Raw genomic sequence first — 22571 nt, 5'->3', positions numbered from 1 at the left:
AGGTATTCTCCAACCATCAGGGTCGGCAGGTTACCTGTGCTCGGCCAGATAATTCCACAGATGCTGTCAGCCAAATAGCCGAGTGAGGTTCGGCAGGATCAGCAGCAGTGTAGTGGCGAACAATATGAGTCCGGCTTGGCGTACTTTCGATTGTCTGAACATGGCGGACCGCCTTCTTGTTGTTATTCCTGAATAGCCTTTGGCTTCCCTGTCTTTGCGTCGGGTCGATCGCAGCGGCGTAGTTGCACGCCAACTCCTGCATGCCTCTTGTTTTGTGGATATAAACCAACAGTAGGGCGAACGTTATCCATGTTTCAGAACCCTTTGTTCTAACTGAGTACTGATCGAGTTCCTTTGGTTTTAAGGCCACTGGCTAGCACGCTGGCATGGCGGGGCTAGACCGCTGCGCGAGGGTGGTTACCAAGGGTTACAGGGCTTACCGTTCGTCAGTGCAACCCCTTGCTTGTACGTCCCTTTCGCGTCAGTCTCTAGCACAATTTCCACACATGTCGTTCAGGACTATCGCTATGTCGTTACGCATCTGCATCCTTGAAACCGATGTTCTGCGACCGGAGTTGACGGCGCAGTATCAGGGCTACGGAAGGATGTTCGAGCAGTTGTTCTCGCGTCAGCCGGTTGCGGCCGAATTTCAGGTGTACAACGTGATGAATGGCGACTATCCCCCTGACGGCGAAAAGTTCGATGCCTATCTGGTCACGGGCAGCAAGGCTGACTCGTTTGGCACGGATCCGTGGATCCAGACGCTGAAGGCGTACTTGCTCAAACTCTATGAGCGTGGCGAGAAGTTGCTCGGTGTGTGTTTCGGTCATCAAGTGCTGGCGCTGGTGCTAGGTGGCAAAGCCGAGCGCGCCGATCGCGGCTGGGGTGTTGGCATTCATCGCTATAGCCTGGCGGCGCATGCGCCGTGGATGGATCCTGAGGTTTCTGAGCTGACCTTGCTGATCAGCCACCAGGATCAGGTCACTGAACTGCCAGAAGGCGCTACGGTGATTGCGTCCAGTGATTTCTGCCCGAACGCGGCGTATCACATTCGCGACCAGGTGCTGTGCTTCCAGGGACATCCGGAGTTCGTCCATGATTACTCGCGGGCGTTGCTCGATGCGCGTCAGGAGTATTTGGGCGATGAGGTGTACCAGCGGGCGGTTGCCAGCCTGTCGACCGAGCACCAGGGAGATCTGGTTGGGAAATGGATGCTCAAGTTCATTGGGCATTCGGCGAAGGGCAACGAGAGCGCTGCCTGATTAGAGATTGTTAGTGCTTGTGCCGACGCTATCGCGGGGCAAGCCCGCTCCCACGCTGGTATGTGGATCTGGCGTGGGAGCGGGCTTGCCCTAAACCACTCTGAGCGCCCCCACGCTAGGGCGACTTACCCGCGTGGGAGCGGGCTTGCCCCGGGTACAAACCGGAGACATCGTTTACATTTCAAACCGGGGACATGGTTTACAGGCTAATACGCATGATCAGGAGGTATCTGATCATGCCCTGGAATCAAGAGTCCCCAATGGATCAACGAGTCAGATTGGTCAGCGAGTGGCTTTCCGGTGACTACACCAAAAGCCAGCTTTCCCGCCGCTACAACGTCAGTCGCCCCACCGTCGATAAGTGGATATCTCGCTATTGCGCAGGCGGTTTTGACGCTCTCTCTGATGCTTCCCGGCGTCCCCATAACAGTCCGAATAAGACCAATGTTGAGCTATTGGCCCGCATTGCTGCGATGAAAGATGCGCACGATAAGTGGGGGCCGAAGAAGCTTATCGAGTTGCTGCGCCTCGAAGACCCTTCAATCGACTGGCCATCCCCAAGCACGGCTGGCCAGTGGTTGGACCGGATGGGTAGAGTCCACAAACGCGGGCCAAAACGGCGATACGCCAAAGGCCCCACAAAAATGCGCGAGGCCAACGAGCCGAACCAGACCTGGTGCATCGACTATAAAGGCCAGTTCAAGATGCTTAACGGCCAGTGGTGCTACCCCTTGACGGTTACCGATCACGCTTCGCGCCTCATCCTGGCCTGCAGAGCCCACAAAAACATCATGACCCAACCGGTCAAGCAGACGCTGGAATGGCTTTTTCAAGAGCACGGGATGCCGGACGTACTCCGGTCTGATAACGGCAGTCCATTTGCTTCGACGGGCTTGGCCAGGATGTCCACCATCGCTGTTTGGCTAATCCGCCTGGGCATCTATCCCGAACGCACCATGCCTGGTCGCCCTGATCAGAATGGCCGCCACGAGCGGATGCATCGCAGCTTGAAGCTTGAGCTGCCATTGGGGAGCAACTTGGTTGACCAGCAATTGCTGCTGGAGCACTTTCGCCATGAATTCAATTACGTGCGCCCGCATGAGGCACTGGGGATGAAGCGCCCGTATGAGCTGTACGTGCCGTCCAATCGACCTTATCCAGGATGCCTGCCGGTTGTGGAGTACCCCGCCGAAATGACGGTTCGGAGCGTCCGACAAAATGGTTCGATCAAATGGAAAGGTAAGCTGCTGTTCATCAGCGAGGCTCTTGCTGGCGAGCAAATAGGCCTGAAAGAAGTAGAAGATGATATTTGGGATGTGTTTCTGTGTGACCATCTCCTGGGGAGGCTTGGGCGGGGCGAGAGCCGCGTCCAAGCCTCAAATGTGTAAACCATGTCCCCGGTTTACGGTGTAAAGGATGTCCCCGGTCGTACACCCGCGATAGCGTTGCTACAAGCTACAACCATCCCGAGCGCTTGAAGCTGGCATACAACCCGGTGCAGCCCAACCCAATCACCCCCAGCACCGCAAAATACCCATAGTGCCACTCCAGCTCCGGCATATTCTGGAAGTTCATCCCATAAATCCCGGCAATCGCCGTGGGAAACGCCAAGATCGCCGCCCAGGCGGCAAACTTGCGCTGGGTTATGCTTTGCCGTGACGACTCCAGCAACATGCCAATCTCGATGGTCTGGCTGGCGATATCGCGAATGCTCACCAAGTCTTCCATCTGCCGAGTGACGTGGATTTGCACGTCCCTGAAGTACGGACGCATGTTCTTGTCGATGAACGGGAAGCTCAAGCGCTGCAGCTCTTCACTGATCTCCACCATGGGCGCTACGTAGCGGCGCAGCCTTAAAATGTCGCGACGCAGGCTGTGCAGGCGCTGGATGTCTTCTTCCTTGAGCGAATTGCTCAGCACGCTCTGCTCCAGCTCCTCGATCTCACCGTGGATCGCCTCGCTGACCGGCTGGTAGTTCTCGGTGACGAAATCGAGTAACGCATACAGCACGAAGTCTTCGCCGTGCTCGAGCAGCAGCGGCCGTGCCTCGCAGCGCTGACGCACCAGGGCATAGGATTTGGAGTGGCCATTGCGGCAGGTGATGATGTAGCCGTTGCCGGCAAAGATGTGGGTCTCGATGAACTCCAGCTTGCCTTCGTGGCGAACCGGCGAATAGGTGACGATGAACAGCGCGTCGCCGAAAGTCTCCAACTTGGGCCGGCTGTGCTTTTCCAGCGCGTCTTCGATGGCCAGCTCGTGCAGGTTGAATTGGCACTGCAGGTTGGCCAGCTCTTCGGCGTTGGGCTCTTCCAGGCCGATCCAGACGAAGTGGCCGGGCTTTTTCGCCCACTCGCTGCCTTCGTCGATACTGATATTGGTGACCTTTCTCCCGGCGCTGTACACCGCCGCTGCGACGACTCGACCCATGGTTGCCCGCTTATTCGGTTGAACACGTGACACAGCTTGGGCTGTGTCAGGCCAGAGAGCAACCGATCAGGCGTGCGGTAGCTCGGTTTCCATGCGGTCCAGGCATTGCTGCATCTGCGTGCGGCACTGCTCGATCAGCGCCGGCACGTCCTGCTTGCTCAGGCCAGCAGTTTCGATTGGAGGCAGGGAGCGAATGATTACCGTGCGCTGGCGCCAACTGTTGAGGCCTAGGCGCTTGGCATAGCGACTGACGCACACCGGTACGATCGGCACGCCAGCGTCGATGGCCATGTGGAAGGCACCTTTCTTGAACGGGGCCAACTGCTCGCCAGGGTTACGGGTGCCTTCGGGGAAAATCCAGATCGAGGTGTCGTCACGCAAGATGCCGGTGGTTACCTGCATCGCCTTGCGCGCCTGGTAGGCGTTGTTGCGGTCGATCAGGACATTACCGCCCAACCAGAACAGCTGGCCGAACAGCGGGATCCAGCCCAGGCTCTTCTTGCCAATGGCCACGGTGCGTTGCGGCACTACTTGGCCGATGATGAACAAGTCGAAGTTCGATTGATGGTTGGCGACGATCACGCAGCCCGGCGGCTGGTCATGCAGCGGGCCGACCTCGGCCTTGACCTTGATACGCATCAGCCAGGCGGCTGGCACGCTGTACAGGCGGGCATAGAGGCGGCTGTTGTCGGGGTTGAACGGGCGGCACAGGCCAATCACCAGGCCGACTAGGCCGACCAGCAGAAAGTGCAGCCCCAGCAGGAGCATGCGAAGCAGATAAAGCATGGTACGACTCACACCAGACAGTCGCGCGGCAGTGTACGACTGTGCACTGGTGGGGGCAAACCTTCTGCGGTCAGTGCTGGCCTCATCGCAGGGCAAGTCCGCGCCTACACGATGTGGGGGGGCGTGCCCGCGATGAGGCCGGGAGGATCAGCCCATGTGTTCCTGATCGCGAATAATCGCGTCATCCAGCAGCTCCAGCAGCGCTTTGCGCACTTTGAGCTTGGTGTTCTTGTGCGCCAGCATGTTGAGCTTCTTCAAGTCGCGCGCCACGTGCAGTGCTGTCTCGTGCAACTGCTCGGCCGGCACCACCTTGTCGAGGAAGCCGGCATCCAGCGCGTCCCTAGGGTCGAACATCTCGGCATTGATCACTGAGCGGTGGAACGCCGAGCGGCGCAGGCGATCGCGGGCCAGCTCGATACCGGCGTGGTGCATGGTCATGCCGATCTGCACTTCGTTCAGGCCGATCTTGTACGGCCCTTCGACCCCGATCCGATAGTCGCCCGACAGCAGCAGGAAGGCGCCTTTGGCGACCGCATGGCCTGGGCAGGCAACGATTACCGGGAAGGGGTGCGAGAGCAGGCGGCGGGCCAGGGTGGAACCGGCGGTGACCAGGCCAACGGCTTGTTGGGGGCCAGAGGTCATGACTTTCAGGTCGTAGCCGCCAGAAAGGATGCCTGGCTGACCGGTGATGATCACCACTGCACGGTCGGCTACTGCCTGGTCCAGGGCGGCGTTGAAGGCGGCGATGACGTCCGGCGAGATGGCGTTGACCTTGCCGTTGTTCAGGGTCAGGGTGGCGATGCCGTCTTCGGCATGGTAGGTAATCAGCTCGCTCATGGCAGAGTCCTTTGGATGGCGTGGCAATGACGTTACCCAGCACGGGCGAGCAGGTAAAGCAGCAAGGCTGACTGATCAGTCAGGCATTGGCCGCTATGCCTTGCCGCTTGGGTGCGCAGTACAGGCCACAGGTAAAAGTGCTGGGTACAATGGCAGCATTGCCCTGGCTGGCCGGTTTTTCGTTCGATCTGCTTAAGCGCATGAAAATTCTGAAAAAAACGCTTGCCAAGATTAGAGCCTTCAACTAAATTAGCGCGCCTCGACAGGCTGAATAGCTTGAAGAGAAACGGTGAAGTGTCCGAGTGGTCGAAGGAGCACGCCTGGAAAGTGTGTATACGAGAAATCGTATCAAGGGTTCAAATCCCTTCTTCACCGCCACATTCTACGAGAAGCCCCCGAACTGAAAGGTTCGGGGGCTTTTTGTTTTGCGGTGCGTTTTAGAGGGTATTCAGGGCGGGTTAAATGCAGCGCAGCTGCTGGCGCTATCGCGGGGCAAGCCCGCTCCCACGTGAGATCAGCCTCAAACCTGCCTGGTAGATCACCCCAAACCTGCGTGGGAGCGGGCTTGCCCCGCGATGAGGCCAGCACTGGCACCACTCAATCCCCCGCAGTCTTGAAGTTGATCTGGCGTGGGAGCGGGCTTGCCCCGCGATGAGGCCAGCACTGGCACCACTCACCCCATCAAAAACTCACCGTCGCCGACAACCGCGCCGTACGCGGCGCGCCCTGGAACAGGTAGTTGTCGCCCAGGTAATCCCCCACATCACGCCAGTAACGCTTGTCAAAGACGTTATCCACGGTCAGGCGCAGCACTGTGTCATACCCGCCAACCGTGGTGCGGTAGCGGCTACCGACATCGAACACGGTATAGCCACCCACCTCGACGTTGCCCGCTTGACTTGCGTACTTGCTGGCGCTGTAGCGCGCTCCGCCAAGCAGCGCGAGACCCGCGACCGGCAGGCTGTATTCGGCCTGCAAGGCGGCGCGCAGCGTGGGCACGTTGATCGCCTGATGGCCCTCGTAGGCATCGGTGCCACTGTTCTGCACCCGGGCGCGGATTGCTGCCGCGCTTGCCTGGATCTGCAAGCGCGAAGTGACCCAGCCGCTGGCGCCGAGCTCAAGTCCGGTGTTCTTTTGTTGGCCCTGTTGCACGTAGGTGAAGCCAGTGGCGTCTGGGCGGGCGTACTGGTAGGCCTGGCGGATCTGGAACAGCGCGGCACTGAAGCTCATGCCCTGCCAGTCGCGCTTGATGCCCACTTCCAGTTGCCGTGACAGGGTCGGGGCTAGAATCTCGGCGGCATTACTAGCGAACCAGGGCGCGGTGCCCCCCGCGGATAGCCCTTTGGAATAGCTGGCATACAGCGTGGTGTCTGGCTGCGGCTTGTAGATCAACGCCGCGTTGGGCAGTAATTGATACTGCCGGGTATGCCGTCCGGCCAGGCCAGTTTCATCCCAGGTCTTCTCATCCAGGCGGACTTCACGCGCACCGAGCACGGTTTGCCAGTGTTCGTTGAAGGTGATGCGGTCGCTGAAAAATACCCCGTACTGGCGGCTGTCCAGGCGGCGTTCGCTGGAGCCGATGGGGCGCTCCGACGGCGGCACGGCAGGGGCGCCAGTGGCGATGTTGCCGCTGCCGACAAACTCGTTGTAGTAGGGGCGCTGGTCGAGTGTGCGACGCTGGGCACTGGTGCCAACGGTTAGCTCATGGCCCAGGCCCAATCCATCGAAACGACCGTTGAGCATAGCTTGTACTTCGTCAGTGCGGCGGGTGTCGTCGGGGCTGCGGAAGTCATAGATGTCGTAATCGCCTTGCGGGCTGAAGTAGTTCGGTACAGCTGCGCTTGCACAGCTTGCCGAGCCGTAGCAGCCCCAGGCAAACGAGCTGTAGTCATCGATCACCACCTTGCTGCGCGAAGCGCTCAAGGTGCCGGTCCAGTCGTCATTGAAACGGTACTCGAAGCGCCCGCCGAGGTTCAGCGAGTCGTTCTGTACCGGCTTGGCCCAGTGCTGATAAGCCAGCCGGTCATCCGGGTCAATGCCGTGCGGCAGCTCGGTGCCACCCAGCAACTGGTAGCCCGGTACTGATCGCTGTTCGCGGTGCTGATATTCAGCGTCCAGTTGCAGGGTGGCATTGGCGCTGATCTGCCAGTCGAACGCCAGCGAGGCGAAGTCGCGCTTGCCATCGGCGTGATCGACGTAGGAGCGGATGTCCTCATGGGCCAGGTTGGCGCGCAGGCCAAATTGCCGCTCACTGCCAAACCAGCCGCCCAGGTCGGTGGCCAGATAGCGCTCGCCTTGCTCGTTGGTCGAGACCGTGACGCTGCGCACGTCTTCTGCGCGCTTGGTCACGTAGTTGACCAGCCCGCCGGGTTCGGCCACGCCGCTCTGCAACCCCGACAGCCCCTTGAGCAGCTCGACCTGCTGCTTGTTCTCCAGCGCCACGTTCTGTTCGCCGACCACGGTCTGGCCGTTGATCTTGTAGCTGCTGGCAGCGTTGAGCTCAAAGCCGCGCACGTTGAAGTTCTCGTAGTAGCCGATCGGCGCATAGCTTTCGCCAACCGAGGCATCGCTTTGCAGCACCTCACTGAGCTTGCGCACCTGGCGGTCTTGCAGCAGCTGTTGGCTGAACACGCTGATCGATGCCGGGGTGTCGAGCAGTGGCGCTGGTTGAAAGCCGCCCACCTGGGCCTCGCGCGGCTGGTAGCCGCCATCGCCATACAGCTCCGAGATGCGCACCGGGGCCAGGGTCACGCTGTCGTCGGCAAGGCCATGGCCGCTGTGCAGGGCAAGGCCCAGGCTGAGCAGGCTCAGGGGCAAACGAGGGCGAAGCGAGGTCATGCGGGCTCCTTGATGGGCATACGCGCCGTTGTGGGTCGGCTGTTATTGGGGGAGGGCGGGGCAGATAAAAAGGGCGCCATGTTAGCAGGCGCAGATGTGCTGAGCGCCCCTATTTCAGGAGCGCTCAGGCAAATAGACGATCAGGGTCTGGAGCGATTCAGGCGGCCGTGCGGCGTTGGTGCTGACGCCAACTGTCGTCGATTTTCGACCAGGTCTTGCCATCGGTGATGGCCATCAGCTTGCGACCATCCTTGAAGGTGGCGAGGAAGGTCGCTTCTTCTTCCTTGCCACCCAGCCAGAGGCCGGCGATCAGCCCGACTGGGCCGGCCACCAGCGCGCCGGCAACGCCCCAGCCAAGGGCGGTGCCCAGGCTGCGGTTGGTTTCCAGGCTGGCCAGCTTGAGTTCCTTGATCCGCGCCAGCGAGATCCGCTCGCCAGGCGAAGGGCTGCGTGGGGTCTTGAGTGTGAGCGATCCATTGCGATACTCGCCTTCACCTAGCAAGAAATCGCCGGATTGCACCGTGAGTCTTGTCATTGTGTCGTCCTGTCAGTGGGAGGGCTGTTGACCACCGCCTATGCAGCTCTTTGCGTGTGAGCAAGTCAACGGCAAGGCGACGGAGGGTCGTGCGGTCGGTTGTCGCGTCAGCCGCTGGCCTGATCAAACCGCTTGAATCAGCACCTTGCGCTTGCGCTCTGCCAGCCCCCAAACCACCAGGGCCAAGCTGCCGATCAGCAGCCCAGCGGCGACGATCCCCAGCCATCCCTGACGTTCGAACAGTTGCGTGCCCAGCAGCGAACCCAATGCGCCACCGATGAAATAGCAGGTGATATAGCCGGCATTGAGCCGCGTGCGCGCCTCTGGTCGCAACGCGATCACCGCATTCTGATTACTCACGTGCACCAGCTGCACGGCCAGGTCCAGCACCAGCACGCCGACCAACAGCGCCAGCAGCGAATGCTCGGCAAAGCCCAGTGGTATCCACGACAGCAGCAAGGCGATCAGCCCGACCGTGGTGCCCAGCGAGCCCTTGCCCCGATCAGCCAGGCGCCCCGCCCAGTTCGCCGACAGCGCGCCCGCAGCGCCGGCCAAACCGAACAGGCCGATCACCGCGTCGGAGTAGTGATACGGCTCGCGCGCCAGCAGAAACGCCAGTGGCGTCCAGAACAGCCCGAACAGGCTGAACGCCAGCAGCCCCAGCAGTGAGCGCAAGCGCAGCACCGGCTCTTCGATGAACAGACGAAATACCGAGCCGATCAACGCCGGGTATTTCAGCCCGGCATGGCTGTTGTGCTGCGGCAGGCTGCGGTACAGGGCGATAGCGCTGACCGCCATCAGTACCGCAGCCAGCACATAGATACTGCGCCAGCCACCCAGCTCGGCCATGAAGCCTGCGGCGGTACGCGCCAGCAGAATGCCCAGCAACAGCCCGCTCATCAGCGTGCCCACCGCGCGCCCACGATGCTCCGGGGCAGTCAGGCTGGCGGCCATGGGCACCAGGATCTGCGCCACGACCGAGAACAATCCGGTCAAGGCGGTGCCGAACAGCAGCCACGGCAGGCTGGGGGCACAGGCGCTGATGATCAGGCCAAGGGTAGCAATGCCGATCATGATCACGATCAAACGGCGTTGTTCGAACAGATCGCCCAGCGGCGCCAGCAGCAACAGGCCGGCGCCATAGCTAAGCTGCGCGGCGATGACGATGGTGCCAGCAGTGGCGGTGCTCAGGCCGAACTGTTCGGCGATGCTGTGCAGCAGTGGCTGGGCGTAGTAGTTGCTGGCCACGGCCAGGCCGGTGGCAGTCGCCATCAGCAGGATCAGGGCGCGACTGAGGGTCGGGGCGTTCATGGTGGTTCTCATTGCGGGCAGAAGGAAAGTGCGCTCAGTATCGGTAAGTATCTGGCATGACACCAATGTATAGTTTTCACGTTATCTATCTCAATTGCAGATCAATCCATGAATCTCAAGCAGCTCGAATATGCCTTGGCCGTGGCCGATACCGGCAGCTTCACCCGCGCCGCCGAGCGCTGCCATGTGGTCCAGTCGGCGCTTAGTCATCAGGTGGCACGCCTGGAGGCGCAGTTGGGCGTCAGTCTGTTCGAGCGTACCTCGCGGCGGGTGCGCTTGACCCCGGCTGGTGAAGCCTTCGTGCTCAGCGCGCGGCCAGCGCTGGAGGCTGCCCAGCGCATTGCCGATGACGTGGCGGCTGCCTGCGGGCAGGTGCGCGGACGGCTGTCGATCGGTGAGATCAGTTCGTTGACGGCGCTCGATCTGGTCGATCTGCTGGCGCTGTTTCATGCGCGTTATCCGGCGGTGGACGTGCGCTGGCTGACCGCCAAGAGTGAGTTGCTGGTGGCCGATGTCTGTGAGCGGCGCCTGGATGTAGGTTTTATCGGCTTGTGGCAGGGCGAAGTGTTGCAGGGCGTGCAACATCGATTGCTGGGCCGGGAAGAACTGGTCGCGGTGCTGCCGCCCGGGCATCCTTTGGCCGGACCTCGGCGGCTGGCCTTGGCCGATATTGCCGATCAGGTGTTGGTCGACTTTCCCGAAGGCACTGGTGCCCGGCGCCAGACCGATGAGGCCTTCCAGGCGGCGGGATTGGTGCATCGGGTACAGTTCGAGATCGGCCATATTCGCCTGGTGGAAAAGTTTGTACAGCGTGGCCTGGCGATCGGGCTGGTACCGGAACGGATTGCCAATGAGTTTGCTGGGGTCAGTGTGGCTCACTTGGATGACGCCCCTGTACGACATTTGTATGCGGTGTGGTCGAGCAGCCCGACCCCAGCAGCGCGCGCATTCCTTGAGGTGCTGGAACAAAGCCTGGCCTAGCAGACGCTATCACCCCTCTTTGTAGGCGCGGCGCACCGCTACTGCTACAAAGAGGGGCCGCATCCCTCAGGCAGAGAAACCACCATCCGCCGTCAAGCTGGCGCCAGTGATATACCCAGCCTCAGGCCCAGCGAGATAAGCGACGAAGCTGGCGATCTCTTCGACATGCCCATAGCGCCCAATCGCCATCAGCGGAATCAAGCTCTCGGCAAAATCCCCCGCGGCCGGGTTCATGTCGGTGTCGACTGGCCCAGGCTGTACGTTGTTGACGGTAATCCCCTGCGGCCCAAGGTCACGCGCCAGGCCCTTGGTCAGGCCAACCAGCGCCGACTTGCTCATCGCATACGGCGCGCCACCGGCAAACGGCATGCGCTCGGCATTGGTGCTGCCGATATTGATGATCCGACCACCCTGGCCCATGTGCCGGGCAGCGGCTTGGCTGGCAACGAACACACTGCGCACGTTGACGGCGAGGATCCGGTCGAAGTCGGCCAGATCGAACTCGGCCACTGGCGCCACCGCCAGCACACCCGCGTTGTTGACCAGAATGTCGAGCCTACCGAATGCCTTGACCGTCGCCTCCACGGCCTGCTGCACAGCGCTGGCATCGGCACTGTCGGCGCGCAAGGCCAAGGCTTTGCCGCCAGCGTCGTTGATTTCTGCTGCCAGGGCCTCAGCGGTGTCCGCCGAGCTGACATAGGTAAAGGCCACCTGCGCCCCTTCCTTGGCCAGACGGCGCACGATCGCCGCACCGATGCCGCGCGAACCGCCCTGGACCAGGGCTCCCTTGGTGTCGAGAGTAAGTGAATGGGACATGCTGATCTCCTGCAAGTGAAAGGCCGGATGCCTTGGGATGGGAGAAGTATCGGCTGTGGATTACCTGCTGATAAGATGGCAATCGCGATCAGCAGAGTAAACCTGGGGTTGGTAATCATGGCCATGGAGTCGTTCAGCACGCTGGAGTGCTTTATTCGCAGCGCCGAGGTCGGCAGCTTCGCCGAGGCTGCCCGGCGCCTGAGCCTGACCCCGGCAGCGGTGGGCAAGAACGTCGCCCAGCTGGAGGCGCGGCTGGGTGTGCGACTGTTCCAGCGTAGTACGCGCAAGCTGACCTTGACCGAAGCGGGGCAGCGATTTCTCGCCGAGGTCAGCGACAGCTTTCGCACCATTCAATACGCCATGGCCAACCTGGCCAGCGCCGAAGGCCAGCCGGCCGGGCTGTTGCGGGTGAGCATGGGGACGGTTTTCGGGCGTTTGTACGTGCTGCCGCTACTGGCTGAATTTCTTCAGCGCTACCCGGCGATCACCCCCGACTGGCACTTCGACAACCGCCAGGTCGACCTGATTGGCCAAGGCTTCGATGCGGCGATCGGCGGCGGTTTCGATCTGCCGCCGGGGGTAGTGGCGCGCAGGCTGACCCCGGCACACCGGGTGCTGGTCGCCTCGCCGGCTTATCGCCAGCAGCATGGGCCTATCGAGCAGCCCGAAGACTTGCCACGCCACGCCGGGATTTTAATCCGCTCGCCGCAGACCGGCCGCGTGCGCTCCTGGCCGCTGACCAGTCGCTGGCAGGAGCAACGGCCTTTGCAACTGCGCCAGGCCATGACCATGAGTGACTCCGACGCCGCCTGCGCGGTGGCTGAACAGGGCTTGGGCATCGCCCTGGTCAGCTTGCCGTTTGCCGTGCCTTACCTGACCTCAGGCAGGCTGCAGCGGGTGTTGCCGGACTGGTATGTGGATGATGGCAACATCAGTCTCTATTACGCCGAGCACAAGCTGTTGCCGGGCAAGACCCGGGCGTTCATCGATTTCGTGGTGGAGCGGTTTGCGCGGCAGGGGCTGGCGAAGCGCTTTGATGCGCTGGAGGCGCTATAGAAGGCACCCGTGCCGATCTTGTGGGAGCGGGCTTGCCCCGCGATCAGGCCAGGTCAGACGACATCGATCACAATCGACACCTGCGCCACCCCAGCCACCTGCAAACTCACCTCATCATCAACCCGTTTGCCGATCAACAACTGCCCCAGCGGAGAGCGCGGCGTAATCACGGTAACCACCTGCTCGCCCTCGCCGATCTTCAGCCCAGCCCCTTGCGGCCCAAGAAACAGCATCCTCTGGTGACCCTGCTCATCTTCCAAAGTCACCAGGTTGCTGATCTGAATGCCCCGCGCCGGATCATAGTCACGCATGATCAACTGCTGATACGTCAGCAGCGCCTGGCGAATCTCGGCGGTGCGCCGCGCTTGCCCGGTGGCCAGGTACGAAGCCTCAAGGCCCAAGGTGTCGTACTTGTTCTCGGCAATGTTCTCTTCGGCCGTGGCCGTTTCATAGGCGGTCTGGGCGGCGCGGCGCAGCACTTCGACGTCGTCTTCCAGGGTTTGCACGATGCGCGCGAGCAGGGTGGTCTTGTTCATGGTCAGTAGCAGAACTCCAGCACGTTGGCCTGGCTCTTGTCGGTTGGGGCGGTGCGGTTTTGTTGCAGCCAGAACTGACACTTGGGGTTATTCAGGTTGCGCGGGTTGCCTTGGGCGGCATCAGCGGCCTGCTGGGCCTCTTGCTGATGGAGGATGTCCTTGTACCGCTCGAACATCTGCGCCTGGGCATCGGCGGGCTGTGCCGGTGGCGGGGCAGGTGCGACGATTGCTGGCGCCACAGCCTGGGCGACTGGCGTCACCTGTTCAGGCCACCAGCGCAGTGCCAGCCACAGGCTCAGGCCAATGGCAACGGCGCCCAGCCACAGGCCGAAGGCCACGCAGAGGATCAATTGCACGGGCTTGAGGGTAATCTTCAGTTCGCGGCGGCGATACATGGCGGCTTCCTGGCAGGGCGGGTCATGCCGGCATTGTCGCATGGGGGGCGAGAATTATTCAGCGCCAGAGCTTTTGTCGGCAAGCATTTATCCGCACAATCGGCGGTTTTTCCGCGCGGCGAGGGAAGTGGGCATGAAAACCACGTGGGACATTTTCTGCACGGTCGTCGACAACTACGGCGATATTGGCGTGACCTGGCGCCTGGCCCGCCAGTTGGTGGCCGAGCATGATCTGGCGGTGCGCTTATGGGTCGATGACTTGAACGCCTTCGTCCGCCTGTGCCCAGAGGCCGACGCCAACGCCGAGCAGCAATGCCAGCAGGGCGTTGATGTGCGCCATTGGCCGGCTGACTGGCAGGGCGCTGCCCCGGCGCAGGTGGTGGTTGGGGCCTTTGCCTGCGTATTGCCTTCGGCCTATGTCGAGGCGATGCGCGCGCAAGCCACGCCGCCGCTATGGCTGAACCTTGACTATCTGAGTGCGGAAGATTGGGTGGAGGGCTGCCATGGCCTGCCGTCGCCTCAGGCCAACGGCCTGCGCAAGATGTTCTTTTTCCCAGGGTTTACCGCAAACACCGGGGGGCTACTGCGCGAGGCCTCGCTGCTGGCGCGCCGCGATGCTTTCCAGCAAACGCCTGGCGAACGGGCGAGGTTTCTTCAGGGGCTTGGCGTGCAGCTTGAAGCGTCGGCACGATTGATCTCCCTGTTCGCCTACGAAAACCCGCAGTTGGCCAATTGGCTCGATGTGCTGGCGGCAGATCAACAGCCCAGCCATTTGCTGGTGCCGCAAGGGCGGGTGCTGGCTGATCTCGCTTGCTGGTTGGGCGAGGCGCACTTGCCGGTTGGGGCGATCCACCAGCGTGGCGCCCTGACGGTGCAGGTGCTGCCTTTCGTCAGCCAGGACGACTACGACAAGTTGCTCTGGGCGTGCGACTTCAACGCCGTGCGCGGCGAGGATTCATTCGTCCGTGCGCAGTGGGCGGGAGCGCCGATGCTCTGGCACATCTATGTGCAGGAAGAAAACGCCCACTGGGAAAAACTCGAAGCGTTTCTTGGCCATTATCGTCGCGGCTTGTCGGACGCTGCCGCAGGGGCTCTGAGCGATGTGTGGCGCGCCTGGAACATGGATCAAGACATGGCCCAGGCCTGGCAAGCGCTGCAACCGCACTGGCCGCAGTTGCGCCAGCATGCCCGTGACTGGGCCGCAGAACAGGCCACTCGGCCGGACCTTGCCACGGCGCTAGTACACTTTTACCGAAATTCGCTATGATACGCGGCCTCGATTTTTATAAATCCATCCAGATTCGGATACTTCGCAATGAAAACTGGTAAAGAAATCAAACCTGGTACCGTTCTGCGCATCGATAACGATCCGTGGTTGGTTCAGAAAGCTGAATTCACCAAATCGGGCCGTAACAGCGCGATCATGAAGACCAAGCTGAAGAACCTGCTGACCGGCTACAAGACTGAAACCGTCTACGGTGCCGACGACAAGCTGGACGATGTGATCTTGGATCGCAAAGAAGCCACCCTGTCGTTCATCAACGGTGACTCGTACACCTTCATGGACACCACCGACTACACCATGTACGAACTGAACGCCGAAGACATCGAGGCCGTTCTGCCGTACATCGAAGAAGGTATGGAAGACATCTGCGAAGCTGTGTTCTTCGAAGAGCGCCTGGTTTCGGTTGAACTGCCGACTACCATCAGCCGTCAGGTTGTCTACACCGAGAACGCTGCACGTGGCGATACCTCCGGCAAGGTCATGAAGCCTGCCAAGCTGAAGAACGGTACCGAGATTCAGGTTGCCGACTTCATCCAGATCGACGAGTGGATCGACATCGACACCCGCGACAACAGCTTCAAGGGCCGTTCCAAGAAGGCCTAACTTCTTGCGACCCGCAAAAAACCCGGCCTTGGCCGGGTTTTTTTGTGCCTGAAACAGTGTGGGGCTGCTCTTTCACACAGTCACATGCAGCCGCACATCTACATTGCCACGGGTGGCGTTGGAATACGGGCAAACCTTGTGCGCCTTCTCTACCAGGCCTTCAGCTTCAGCCTGTTGCAGGCCAGGCAGGTTGATCTGCAGATCGATATCCAAGCCAAAGCCACCTGGGATTTGGCCAATGCCAACCTTGGCAGTGATCGAGGCATCGGCCGGCAGTTGTTTCTTCTCTTGCCCGGCCACGAACTTCAGTGCGCCGATGAAGCAGGCCGAATAGCCAGCGGCGAACATTTGCTCGGGGTTGGTGCCTTCACCGCCTGCGCCACCCAGCTCTTTGGGGGTGCTCAGCTTGACTTCCAGCTTGCCGTCGCTGGAGCGGGAGGTGCCGTCGCGACCACCGGTGGAGGTTGCCTGGGCGATGTACAGGGGAGTGACCTTTTGCATCTTGAGCCTCGCTTGTGTGCTGTGCGCCGTGGCGCTGGGTGGGTGTGGGATTAAATTAGCGCGCAATTATTTAGTGCGCAAGATAAATCTTCCACCGTTCATCCGAACGGCCATTTCACAGCATAGTCCTCAGAGGCTCTTTTGCAGGCTGGCGCGCAGCTCCAGTAGGTCGGCTTGCAGCTGTTGCAGGCGTTCCAGGCTCAGCCCGCTGGCTTGCAGGATGCACTGCGGGACGCGCTGGGCCTCGTCCTGCAGGGTGCGGCCCTTATCGGTGAGTTGCACCAGCACCACCCGTTCATCCTCGCGGCTGCGGGTGCGCTTGAGCAGACCCTCGCTTTCCAGGCGCTTGAGCAGCGGGGTCAGTGAGCCGGGGTCGGTGAGCAGGCGCTGGCTGATTTCACCCACGGTCAGGCCGTCCTGCTCCCACAACACGAGCATCGCCAAGTACTGCGGGTAGGTCAGGCCCAGGGCCTGCAGCAAGGGCTTGTAGACCTTGGTCATCAGCAACGAGGTGGAGTGCAGGGCGAAGCAGACCTGGTTGTCCAGCAGCAGCTCGGTGCAAGGGGCTTTAGTGTCGGCGTTCATGCAGGTCCTTGAATTAATTCTGGTGAAAATTTAGCACGCTGATGGTTAGCGCGCTCATGACCAGCGTAATCCACTGCGCAAGGCCAGATCCCAAGGTGGAACCGGGCTGAAGCGGCTCTTGAGAAATTCGAGCAGCAATCGACTGCGAGAGTTCGTTTCATGTTCCAGGCGTAGTGCATAGACGCCACTGGTTTCCGGCTGGGGCAAGCCGTTTTGGCAGAACAGCGGCAGCAGTTCACCGCGCAGCAGGTAGTCGCTGATCAGCCAGGTGGGCAGGTGCGCGATGCCTAGGCCGGCGAGCGCGCCGAACAACAGGGTTTCGGCGTTGTTGGCCGACATGCGCATGCGTGCCGGGCGATACAGGCGGTTCTGGCCGTCCACGGCGAAGCGCCAGGCGAACGGCGGCGCCAGGCCGTCCCAGTCCAAGCCATCGTGTTCTGGCAGTTCGCTGGGGCAGGCCGGTACGCCGCGGCTGGCCAGATACCCTGGGCTGGCGCAGGCAATGCGCACCATGTAGGCCAACGGCGTGGCGACCAGGCGCGTATCGGCCAGCGGACCTGCCCGCAGCACCAGGTCGACTTCGCCTAAGTGGCTGCCATGCAGGTCGACGAAGCTGTCGATCAGCCGCAGCTGCACGTCCAGGCCCGGGTAGGCCACGAGGAAGTCGGCGATCGCTGGAGCCAGGTGGCGCCGGCCAAATGCTGCTGGGGCATCGATACGGATCAAACCTTCCGGGGCGTTGCTCAGCGACACCGCCTCGGCGCGTGCCAGGCGTAATTCTTCAACGATGCGCCGGGCGCGTTCGGCGAAAGCCTTGCCAGCCGGGGTCGCACGCACCGCGTGGGTACTGCGTACGAACAGCCGGCTGCCTACGGCGCTTTCCAGGTTGTCGATGCGCCGCGCCACCGCTGAGGGGGTCAGCGGATGGCGGCGGGCGGCCGCGGAAAAGCTGCCGGACTCCAGCACATCCAGGAACAGGCTCAATTGCTCGGTAAGGGTATCGGGGCTCATGCTCGGTCTGCTTGTGCGAGTTACGCATAGCCATTGTGCGTTGCTGTGCGTTTCCCCGCTAGCCTAGTGTCGGTAGCATGCGCGCATCGTGTAACCGGCGGATGAGGCCCTGATGATCGAGTGGTTGATGTATATCGTGTTGGGCGCCGCACTAGGCACCGTGGGTGGTTTGTTCGGGATTGGCGGCGGCTTGATCGCCATTCCGGCCCTCGGCGTGTTATTTGGCCTGGATCAGCAACTGGCCCAAGGCACCGCGCTGGTGATGGTGGTGCCGAACGTGTTGCTGGCGCTGTGGCGCTACCACCAGCGCAACCGCATCGAACTGCGCCATGCGCTGCCGTTATCGTTGTGCAGCTTGCTGTTTGCCTGGTTGGGCTCGATCTGGGCGGTGGGGATCGATGCTCACTCGATGCGCCTGGGTTTTGTCGGCTTCCTGGTGGCGTTGGCGGTGTGGAACGTTGCCCGGATGTTCATGCGCGTTAGCCCGCCGAGCAGCGAGTTGCGCTATGCCTGGCCCTGGCTTGGGGTGCTGGGCAGCTTTGCCGGAACCATGGGCGGGCTGTTCGGCGTAGGTGGGGCCGTGGTGGCGACGCCGATTCTGACCAGTGTGTTCGGTACTACCCAGGTGGTTGCGCAAGGGCTGTCGCTGGCACTGGCGGCGCCCAGCACCATGGTGACGCTGCTGACCTATGGGCTGCACCAGAGTGTGGTCTGGCAGGTGGGCGTTCCGTTGGCGGTCGGCGGGTTGCTGAGCATCAGCTGGGGGGTGAAGTTGGCGCATGCCCTGCCGGAAAAAGTCCTGCGCACGATGTTCTGCGTGTTCTTGGTGGTGTGCGCGGTGATGCTGGTCTACGAGCTCTGAGGATGGATTGTGCTGTCAGTGCATGCCCTATCGCGGGGCAAGCCCGCTCCCACGCGAGTAGCGCAATGGACTGCGCCGCGCGATAGGGCGGTACTACACCGCAAACCCTTCGGTGATGTAGTCAGCCATGCAATCAGTGATCGGCGACTGAGTCTGCGCATTGCGCAGCAACATCACATTGGCCAGCGGCAGCTGGGGCAGGCCGTCGGCTTCACCGAGAATGCGGATGTTGCCGCCGACCAGGCTCTGCAACTGCGCCGTCACCGCCAGGCCGGCCGTGACAATGGCAAAAATCGCCGCAAGGCTGGGGCTGGTATAGGCGATGCGATAATCGATGCCCTGGCTCTCCAGCGCATTGCAGGTCCAAGCCCGGCAGAAACAATCGGTGTTGAACAGCGCCAACGGCATCGGCCGCTGCTCCTGCGGACAAAAGCCCTGTGCCGCGGCCCAGACCAAGCGCTCCTGGCGCAGCAGCTGGCCTATCTCATTACCCGGCTCGCGGGTGACGATGGTCAGGTCCAGGTCCTGGCGCAGCATCAGCTGTTTCGACGAGTCGCAATGCACCTCCACCTGAATCAGCGGATAGGCCTGGGCGAAGCTTGAAAGGATGCTCGGCAGAAAGCGCATGGCGTAGTCGTCAGGCGTGCCGATGCGCACCACCCCGACCATGTGCGGCATGCGCAAGGTGTTGAATACTTCGCCATGCAACTTGAGGATGCGCCGGGCATAGCCAAGCAGCACCTGGCCTTCGGCGGTCAGGCGCACCTGGCGGCCGTCGCGCTCGAACAGCTGGCGCTGGAGGATGTCTTCCTCCAGGCGCTTCATCTGCATGCTGACCGCCGACTGGGTGCGGTTGACCACCTCGCCAGCGCGGGTGAAGCCGCCTTGTTCGGCGATGGCGACGAAGGTGCGTAGGACGTCCGAATCGAGGCTCTGGTACTGGGACATTGCATCAATCTCCGAGATGCATGGCATCAGAAACATTCGTTGGATTGATCGTATGCCTGGCGCGAGACTGAAGCCATCAACACGGAGGGCTTCACGATGAAAGGTCATGTCAGCGTTACCCAGCAACCTGTCTTTTCTGTCGGCCACCTGCTGCATGAGGTGGGGCACCGGTTGGCGCGGTGGCATCAGCTGTATCGTCAGCGCCAGGAGCTGGCCGGGCTAAGTGATGCGACGCTTGCCGATCTGGGGTTGAGCCGGGCGGATATCCAGCGCGAGGCCGAGCGGCCGTTCTGGGATGATCCGCTGCGTAAGTAAGTGTCAGTATCGGCCTCGTCGCGGGGCAAGCCCGCGCCTGCACCCGCGATGAGGGCCGAACAATCGCTACAAAGATGATTGCCAGGCCTTAGCTCAGCGGCGCACCTGCTTCAGCGTCTCGGCAATCAAGAACGCCAGCTCCAGCGACTGATCAGCATTGAGCCGCGGATCGCAATGGGTGTGGTAGCGATCCGACAGCCCATCCTCGGTAATCGGCCGCGCCCCACCAATGCACTCGGTGACGTTCTGCCCGGTCATCTCGATGTGAATCCCGCCCGCATAAGAGCCTTCGGCCTGATGCACCTGGAAGAACTGCTTGACCTCATCGAGGATCTGGGCGAAGTCGCGGGTCTTGTAGCCGCTGCTTGCCTTGATGGTATTGCCATGCATCGGGTCGGAGCTCCACAGCACCTTGCGTCCCTCGCGCTCGACGCTGCGAATCAGCCCTGGCAGGTGATCGCCAACCTTGCCTGCGCCCATCCGCACGATCAGGTTCAGGCGCCCTGGGTCGTTGTCCGGGTTGAGCGTATCGATCAGGCGGATCAACTCCTCAGGCTTCATGCTTGGCCCGACCTTGACGCCAATCGGGTTATGCACCCCACGCAGAAACTCCACATGGGCGCCGTCGAGCTGGCGCGTGCGGTCGCCGATCCACAGCATGTGCGCCGAGCAATCGTAGAAATCGCCGGTCAGGCTGTCGCGGCGCACGAAAGCTTCTTCGTAATTGAGCAGCAGCGCTTCGTGGGCGGTGAAGAAGCTGGTTTCACGCAGTTGCGGCGCGCTGTCCAGGCCACAGGCGCGCATGAACGCCAGGGTCTCGTCGATACGGTCGGCCAGCTGGTGATACTTCTCGGCCAGGGCGGAGTTGGCGATGAAATCCAGGTTCCACTTGTGTACCTGGTGCAAGTCGGCGAAACCACCCTGGGCGAAGGCGCGCAGCAAGTTGAGGCTGGCGGTGGCCTGGTGGTAGGCCTGCAGCAGGCGCTCAGGGTCGGGGATGCGGCTGGGCTCGTCGAAACCGATACCGTTGACGATATCGCCGCGATAGGCCGGCAGGGTCACTTGGCCGATGGTTTCGTCGCCCGCCGAGCGAGGCTTGGCGAACTGACCGGCCATGCGTCCGACTTTCACCACCGGGCAACCGGCGGCGAAAGTCATGACGATGGCCATCTGCAGCAACACCTTGAAGGTGTCGCGGATTTTCGCCGCGGAGAACTCGGCGAAGCTCTCGGCGCAATCACCGCCCTGGAGCAGGAATGCGCGGCCCTGGGTGACCTCGGCAAACTGTCGGCGCAACTCCCGCGCCTCGCCGGCGAAAACCAAGGGTGGGTAGCTGGCCAGGGTCTGCTCGACCTTGAGCAGGTGCGCAGCGTCTGGGTAGGTCGGTTGCTGCTGGATCGGCAGGGCGCGCCAGCTTTCAGGGCTCCAGGGTTGCTTCATCACGGGCTCGGTATGGTCTGTTATGGGCTGTCTGTCATGGTATCAGCTGGCGAGCCGCTTGTTGCACCGGGGGCATTGACGGACAATGGCGGTTTTGTGCGCAGGTCAGGCGGGAGTGGCAATGTCCAACGAGCGGGAAGAGCGGCTGCTGGCGCGGGTCGAGGATGCCTTTGGCGTTGTCAGCGTCTACGAAGTCGAGGACTACCGTTTTCTTGAGTTCGGCGATGCTATCGAGCAGAGCTGCGTGTTCACTGCCGACCCCAGCTGGCTGGAGTACGACTACACCCGCGCGATGCTGCTGGGCGCGTTGTGCCATCCACAGCCGGAGAGTGCGCTGTTTCTTGGGCTGGGTGCCGGCACCCTGACCCAGGCCTGCCTGAAGTTTCTGCCGTTGGAAGATGTCGAGGCCATCGAACTGCGCCCGGATGTGCCGCGTCTGGCCATGGAGTACCTGGGCCTGGATGACGATCCGCGCCTGTACGTGCGGGTGGGCGATGCGCTCGAGCTGCTGGCGAGTGCGGAAAAGGCCGACCTGATCTTCGTTGACCTGTACACCGACCATGGTCCGGGTGTCGGGCACCTGGCCTGGGGTTTTCTGGAAAACTGCCAGAAGCAGCTCAACCCCGGCGGTTGGCTGGTGATCAACCAATGGGCCGGCGATGACGGCAAGCCGCTGGGCGCGGCGCTGTTGCGCGGGTTGTATCACCGCCATTACTGGGAGCTGCCGGTCAAGGAGGGCAACGTGATCCTGTTCGTGCCGGCCGAGCTTGAGCAGCAGTTGGATATCGAACAACTGCGCGGGCGGGCCGAGGCGCTGGCGCCGCAGCTGGGATACAGCCTTGAGTACCTGGTCAAAGAGGTGCGGCCAGCGACCTGATGTTGGCTTTAAAACACCACGATCACTGTGGGAGCGGGCTTGCCCGCGAAGAAAGCACCACAACCTGAAGGGGAAACGATTCAGCCACTATCAGATGATGGCTGCATACTGGCCGCTATTTCCGAAAAAAATCTAACTGCCCGAAACGATTTCAGGTATAGTACGCGCCGGTCTTTTAGCGGGCCGCAAAATCAGGTGGTGCAAATCCTCCGAGTCCAGCTTCGGCTGCACGTCCGCTAGGCGGACCTTCCCAAGTTTTTCTTTTTCAATCGTTTTCGCAAATCCCCGCCGCCAAAGCTGCCTGGGTGACCCTCGGGTCTTTCAAGGCATGTGCAGCTTTGGAGCATGGGTCTTTGCGGATGCA

Annotated in this window: 23 protein-coding genes and 1 tRNA gene; 10 read left to right on the top strand and 14 right to left on the bottom strand. The window is 61.6% G+C overall.

Annotation, left to right across the window (positions count from 1 at the left end; translation table 11 throughout):
- Nucleotides 1-527 precede the first annotated feature (527 nt).
- The gene (locus HU737_RS15220; protein WP_186554810.1) at nucleotides 528-1262 is read left to right on the top strand and encodes an amidotransferase; all 735 of its coding nucleotides are present in this window, start codon (nucleotides 528-530) and stop codon (nucleotides 1260-1262) included.
- A gap of 236 nt (nucleotides 1263-1498) precedes the next feature.
- The gene (locus HU737_RS15215) at nucleotides 1499-2650 is read left to right on the top strand and encodes a DDE-type integrase/transposase/recombinase (RefSeq protein WP_186557779.1); all 1152 of its coding nucleotides are present in this window, start codon (nucleotides 1499-1501) and stop codon (nucleotides 2648-2650) included.
- Between the two features lie 67 nt (nucleotides 2651-2717).
- Here HU737_RS15215 and HU737_RS15210 read toward each other — a convergent pair whose 3' ends face one another.
- From HU737_RS15210 to HU737_RS15200, 3 genes are all read right to left on the bottom strand, one after another.
- Complete coding sequence (locus HU737_RS15210; protein ID WP_186557639.1) at nucleotides 2718-3689, bottom strand: magnesium and cobalt transport protein CorA; 972 nt, start codon at nucleotides 3687-3689, stop codon at nucleotides 2718-2720.
- 66 nt (nucleotides 3690-3755) lie between these two features.
- The gene (locus HU737_RS15205) at nucleotides 3756-4475 is read right to left on the bottom strand and encodes a lysophospholipid acyltransferase family protein (protein ID WP_186557640.1); all 720 of its coding nucleotides are present in this window, start codon (nucleotides 4473-4475) and stop codon (nucleotides 3756-3758) included.
- A gap of 147 nt (nucleotides 4476-4622) precedes the next feature.
- Nucleotides 4623-5312, bottom strand: coding sequence for a crotonase/enoyl-CoA hydratase family protein (locus HU737_RS15200; protein WP_186557641.1), 690 nt, complete (start codon nucleotides 5310-5312; stop codon nucleotides 4623-4625).
- Between the two features lie 288 nt (nucleotides 5313-5600).
- Here HU737_RS15200 and HU737_RS15195 point away from each other — a divergent pair.
- A tRNA-Ser gene (locus tag HU737_RS15195) sits at nucleotides 5601-5690 on the top strand.
- 303 nt (nucleotides 5691-5993) lie between these two features.
- Here the strand turns inward: HU737_RS15195 and HU737_RS15190 are convergent.
- From HU737_RS15190 to HU737_RS15180, 3 genes are all read right to left on the bottom strand, one after another.
- The gene (locus HU737_RS15190; protein ID WP_186557642.1) at nucleotides 5994-8150 is read right to left on the bottom strand and encodes a TonB-dependent siderophore receptor; all 2157 of its coding nucleotides are present in this window, start codon (nucleotides 8148-8150) and stop codon (nucleotides 5994-5996) included.
- A gap of 157 nt (nucleotides 8151-8307) precedes the next feature.
- Nucleotides 8308-8685: a hypothetical protein gene (locus HU737_RS15185; protein WP_186557643.1), complete on the bottom strand. Its 378-nt coding sequence runs from the start codon at nucleotides 8683-8685 to the stop codon at nucleotides 8308-8310.
- A 123-nt stretch (nucleotides 8686-8808) separates the two neighbouring features.
- The gene (locus HU737_RS15180; RefSeq protein ID WP_186557644.1) at nucleotides 8809-9996 is read right to left on the bottom strand and encodes an MFS transporter; all 1188 of its coding nucleotides are present in this window, start codon (nucleotides 9994-9996) and stop codon (nucleotides 8809-8811) included.
- A gap of 108 nt (nucleotides 9997-10104) precedes the next feature.
- Between HU737_RS15180 and HU737_RS15175 the strand changes: the two genes are divergently transcribed.
- Nucleotides 10105-10977, top strand: a complete 873-nt coding sequence (locus HU737_RS15175; protein WP_186557645.1) for a LysR family transcriptional regulator — start codon at nucleotides 10105-10107, stop codon at nucleotides 10975-10977.
- Nucleotides 10978-11043: 66 nt separating this feature from the next.
- Here the strand turns inward: HU737_RS15175 and HU737_RS15170 are convergent, their stop codons facing one another.
- Entirely contained in the window at nucleotides 11044-11799 is a 756-nt protein-coding gene (locus HU737_RS15170; protein WP_186557669.1) for a 3-oxoacyl-ACP reductase family protein, read from the bottom strand.
- A gap of 111 nt (nucleotides 11800-11910) precedes the next feature.
- On the opposite strand from HU737_RS15170, the gene HU737_RS15165 reads away from it, so the two are divergent.
- Nucleotides 11911-12849 (top strand): LysR family transcriptional regulator, encoded by a 939-nt coding sequence (locus HU737_RS15165; protein ID WP_186557670.1) that lies wholly within the window; start codon nucleotides 11911-11913, stop codon nucleotides 12847-12849.
- Between the two features lie 53 nt (nucleotides 12850-12902).
- On the opposite strand, the gene HU737_RS15160 is transcribed toward HU737_RS15165, so the two are convergent.
- Both HU737_RS15160 and HU737_RS15155 read right to left on the bottom strand, forming a co-directional pair.
- Nucleotides 12903-13385 (bottom strand): GreA/GreB family elongation factor, encoded by a 483-nt coding sequence (locus HU737_RS15160; RefSeq protein ID WP_186557646.1) that lies wholly within the window; start codon nucleotides 13383-13385, stop codon nucleotides 12903-12905.
- A gap of 2 nt (nucleotides 13386-13387) precedes the next feature.
- Complete coding sequence (locus tag HU737_RS15155; RefSeq protein WP_186557647.1) at nucleotides 13388-13780, bottom strand: hypothetical protein; 393 nt, start codon at nucleotides 13778-13780, stop codon at nucleotides 13388-13390.
- Nucleotides 13781-13913: 133 nt separating this feature from the next.
- Here HU737_RS15155 and earP point away from each other — a divergent pair, with 133 nt between their 5' ends.
- Nucleotides 13914-15047 (top strand): elongation factor P maturation arginine rhamnosyltransferase EarP, encoded by a 1134-nt coding sequence (gene earP / locus HU737_RS15150; protein WP_186557648.1) that lies wholly within the window; start codon nucleotides 13914-13916, stop codon nucleotides 15045-15047.
- A 48-nt stretch (nucleotides 15048-15095) separates the two neighbouring features.
- Nucleotides 15096-15668, top strand: coding sequence for an elongation factor P (gene efp / locus HU737_RS15145; protein WP_186557649.1), 573 nt, complete (start codon nucleotides 15096-15098; stop codon nucleotides 15666-15668).
- Nucleotides 15669-15740: 72 nt separating this feature from the next.
- Here efp and HU737_RS15140 read toward each other — a convergent pair whose 3' ends face one another.
- From HU737_RS15140 to HU737_RS15130, 3 genes are all read right to left on the bottom strand, one after another.
- The gene (locus tag HU737_RS15140) at nucleotides 15741-16169 is read right to left on the bottom strand and encodes an organic hydroperoxide resistance protein (RefSeq protein ID WP_186557650.1); all 429 of its coding nucleotides are present in this window, start codon (nucleotides 16167-16169) and stop codon (nucleotides 15741-15743) included.
- 129 nt (nucleotides 16170-16298) lie between these two features.
- Nucleotides 16299-16754: a MarR family winged helix-turn-helix transcriptional regulator gene (locus tag HU737_RS15135; RefSeq protein ID WP_186557651.1), complete on the bottom strand. Its 456-nt coding sequence runs from the start codon at nucleotides 16752-16754 to the stop codon at nucleotides 16299-16301.
- A 54-nt stretch (nucleotides 16755-16808) separates the two neighbouring features.
- Nucleotides 16809-17765, bottom strand: coding sequence for a LysR family transcriptional regulator (locus HU737_RS15130; protein WP_186557652.1), 957 nt, complete (start codon nucleotides 17763-17765; stop codon nucleotides 16809-16811).
- Nucleotides 17766-17877: 112 nt separating this feature from the next.
- Between HU737_RS15130 and HU737_RS15125 the strand changes: the two genes are divergently transcribed.
- The gene (locus HU737_RS15125; protein WP_186557653.1) at nucleotides 17878-18627 is read left to right on the top strand and encodes a sulfite exporter TauE/SafE family protein; all 750 of its coding nucleotides are present in this window, start codon (nucleotides 17878-17880) and stop codon (nucleotides 18625-18627) included.
- 93 nt (nucleotides 18628-18720) lie between these two features.
- On the opposite strand, the gene HU737_RS15120 is transcribed toward HU737_RS15125, so the two are convergent.
- Nucleotides 18721-19575, bottom strand: coding sequence for a LysR substrate-binding domain-containing protein (locus HU737_RS15120; protein WP_186557654.1), 855 nt, complete (start codon nucleotides 19573-19575; stop codon nucleotides 18721-18723).
- Nucleotides 19576-19671: 96 nt separating this feature from the next.
- Here HU737_RS15120 and HU737_RS15115 point away from each other — a divergent pair, with 96 nt between their 5' ends.
- Nucleotides 19672-19890: a DUF1127 domain-containing protein gene (locus tag HU737_RS15115; RefSeq protein WP_186557655.1), complete on the top strand. Its 219-nt coding sequence runs from the start codon at nucleotides 19672-19674 to the stop codon at nucleotides 19888-19890.
- 93 nt (nucleotides 19891-19983) lie between these two features.
- Here the strand turns inward: HU737_RS15115 and HU737_RS15110 are convergent, their stop codons facing one another.
- Complete coding sequence (locus HU737_RS15110) at nucleotides 19984-21330, bottom strand: class II 3-deoxy-7-phosphoheptulonate synthase (RefSeq protein ID WP_186557656.1); 1347 nt, start codon at nucleotides 21328-21330, stop codon at nucleotides 19984-19986.
- 121 nt (nucleotides 21331-21451) lie between these two features.
- On the opposite strand from HU737_RS15110, the gene HU737_RS15105 reads away from it, so the two are divergent.
- On the top strand, nucleotides 21452-22207 hold the full coding sequence (locus HU737_RS15105; protein ID WP_186557657.1) for a spermidine synthase: 756 nt from the start codon (nucleotides 21452-21454) through the stop codon (nucleotides 22205-22207).
- Nucleotides 22208-22571 lie beyond the last annotated feature (364 nt).

The organism is Pseudomonas urmiensis, assembly GCF_014268815.2.
Taxonomy (GTDB): Bacteria; Pseudomonadota; Gammaproteobacteria; order Pseudomonadales; family Pseudomonadaceae; genus Aquipseudomonas; species Aquipseudomonas urmiensis.
Note: the sequence above shows the minus strand (reverse complement) of the source record. Positions and strands in the feature narration are given on the sequence as shown.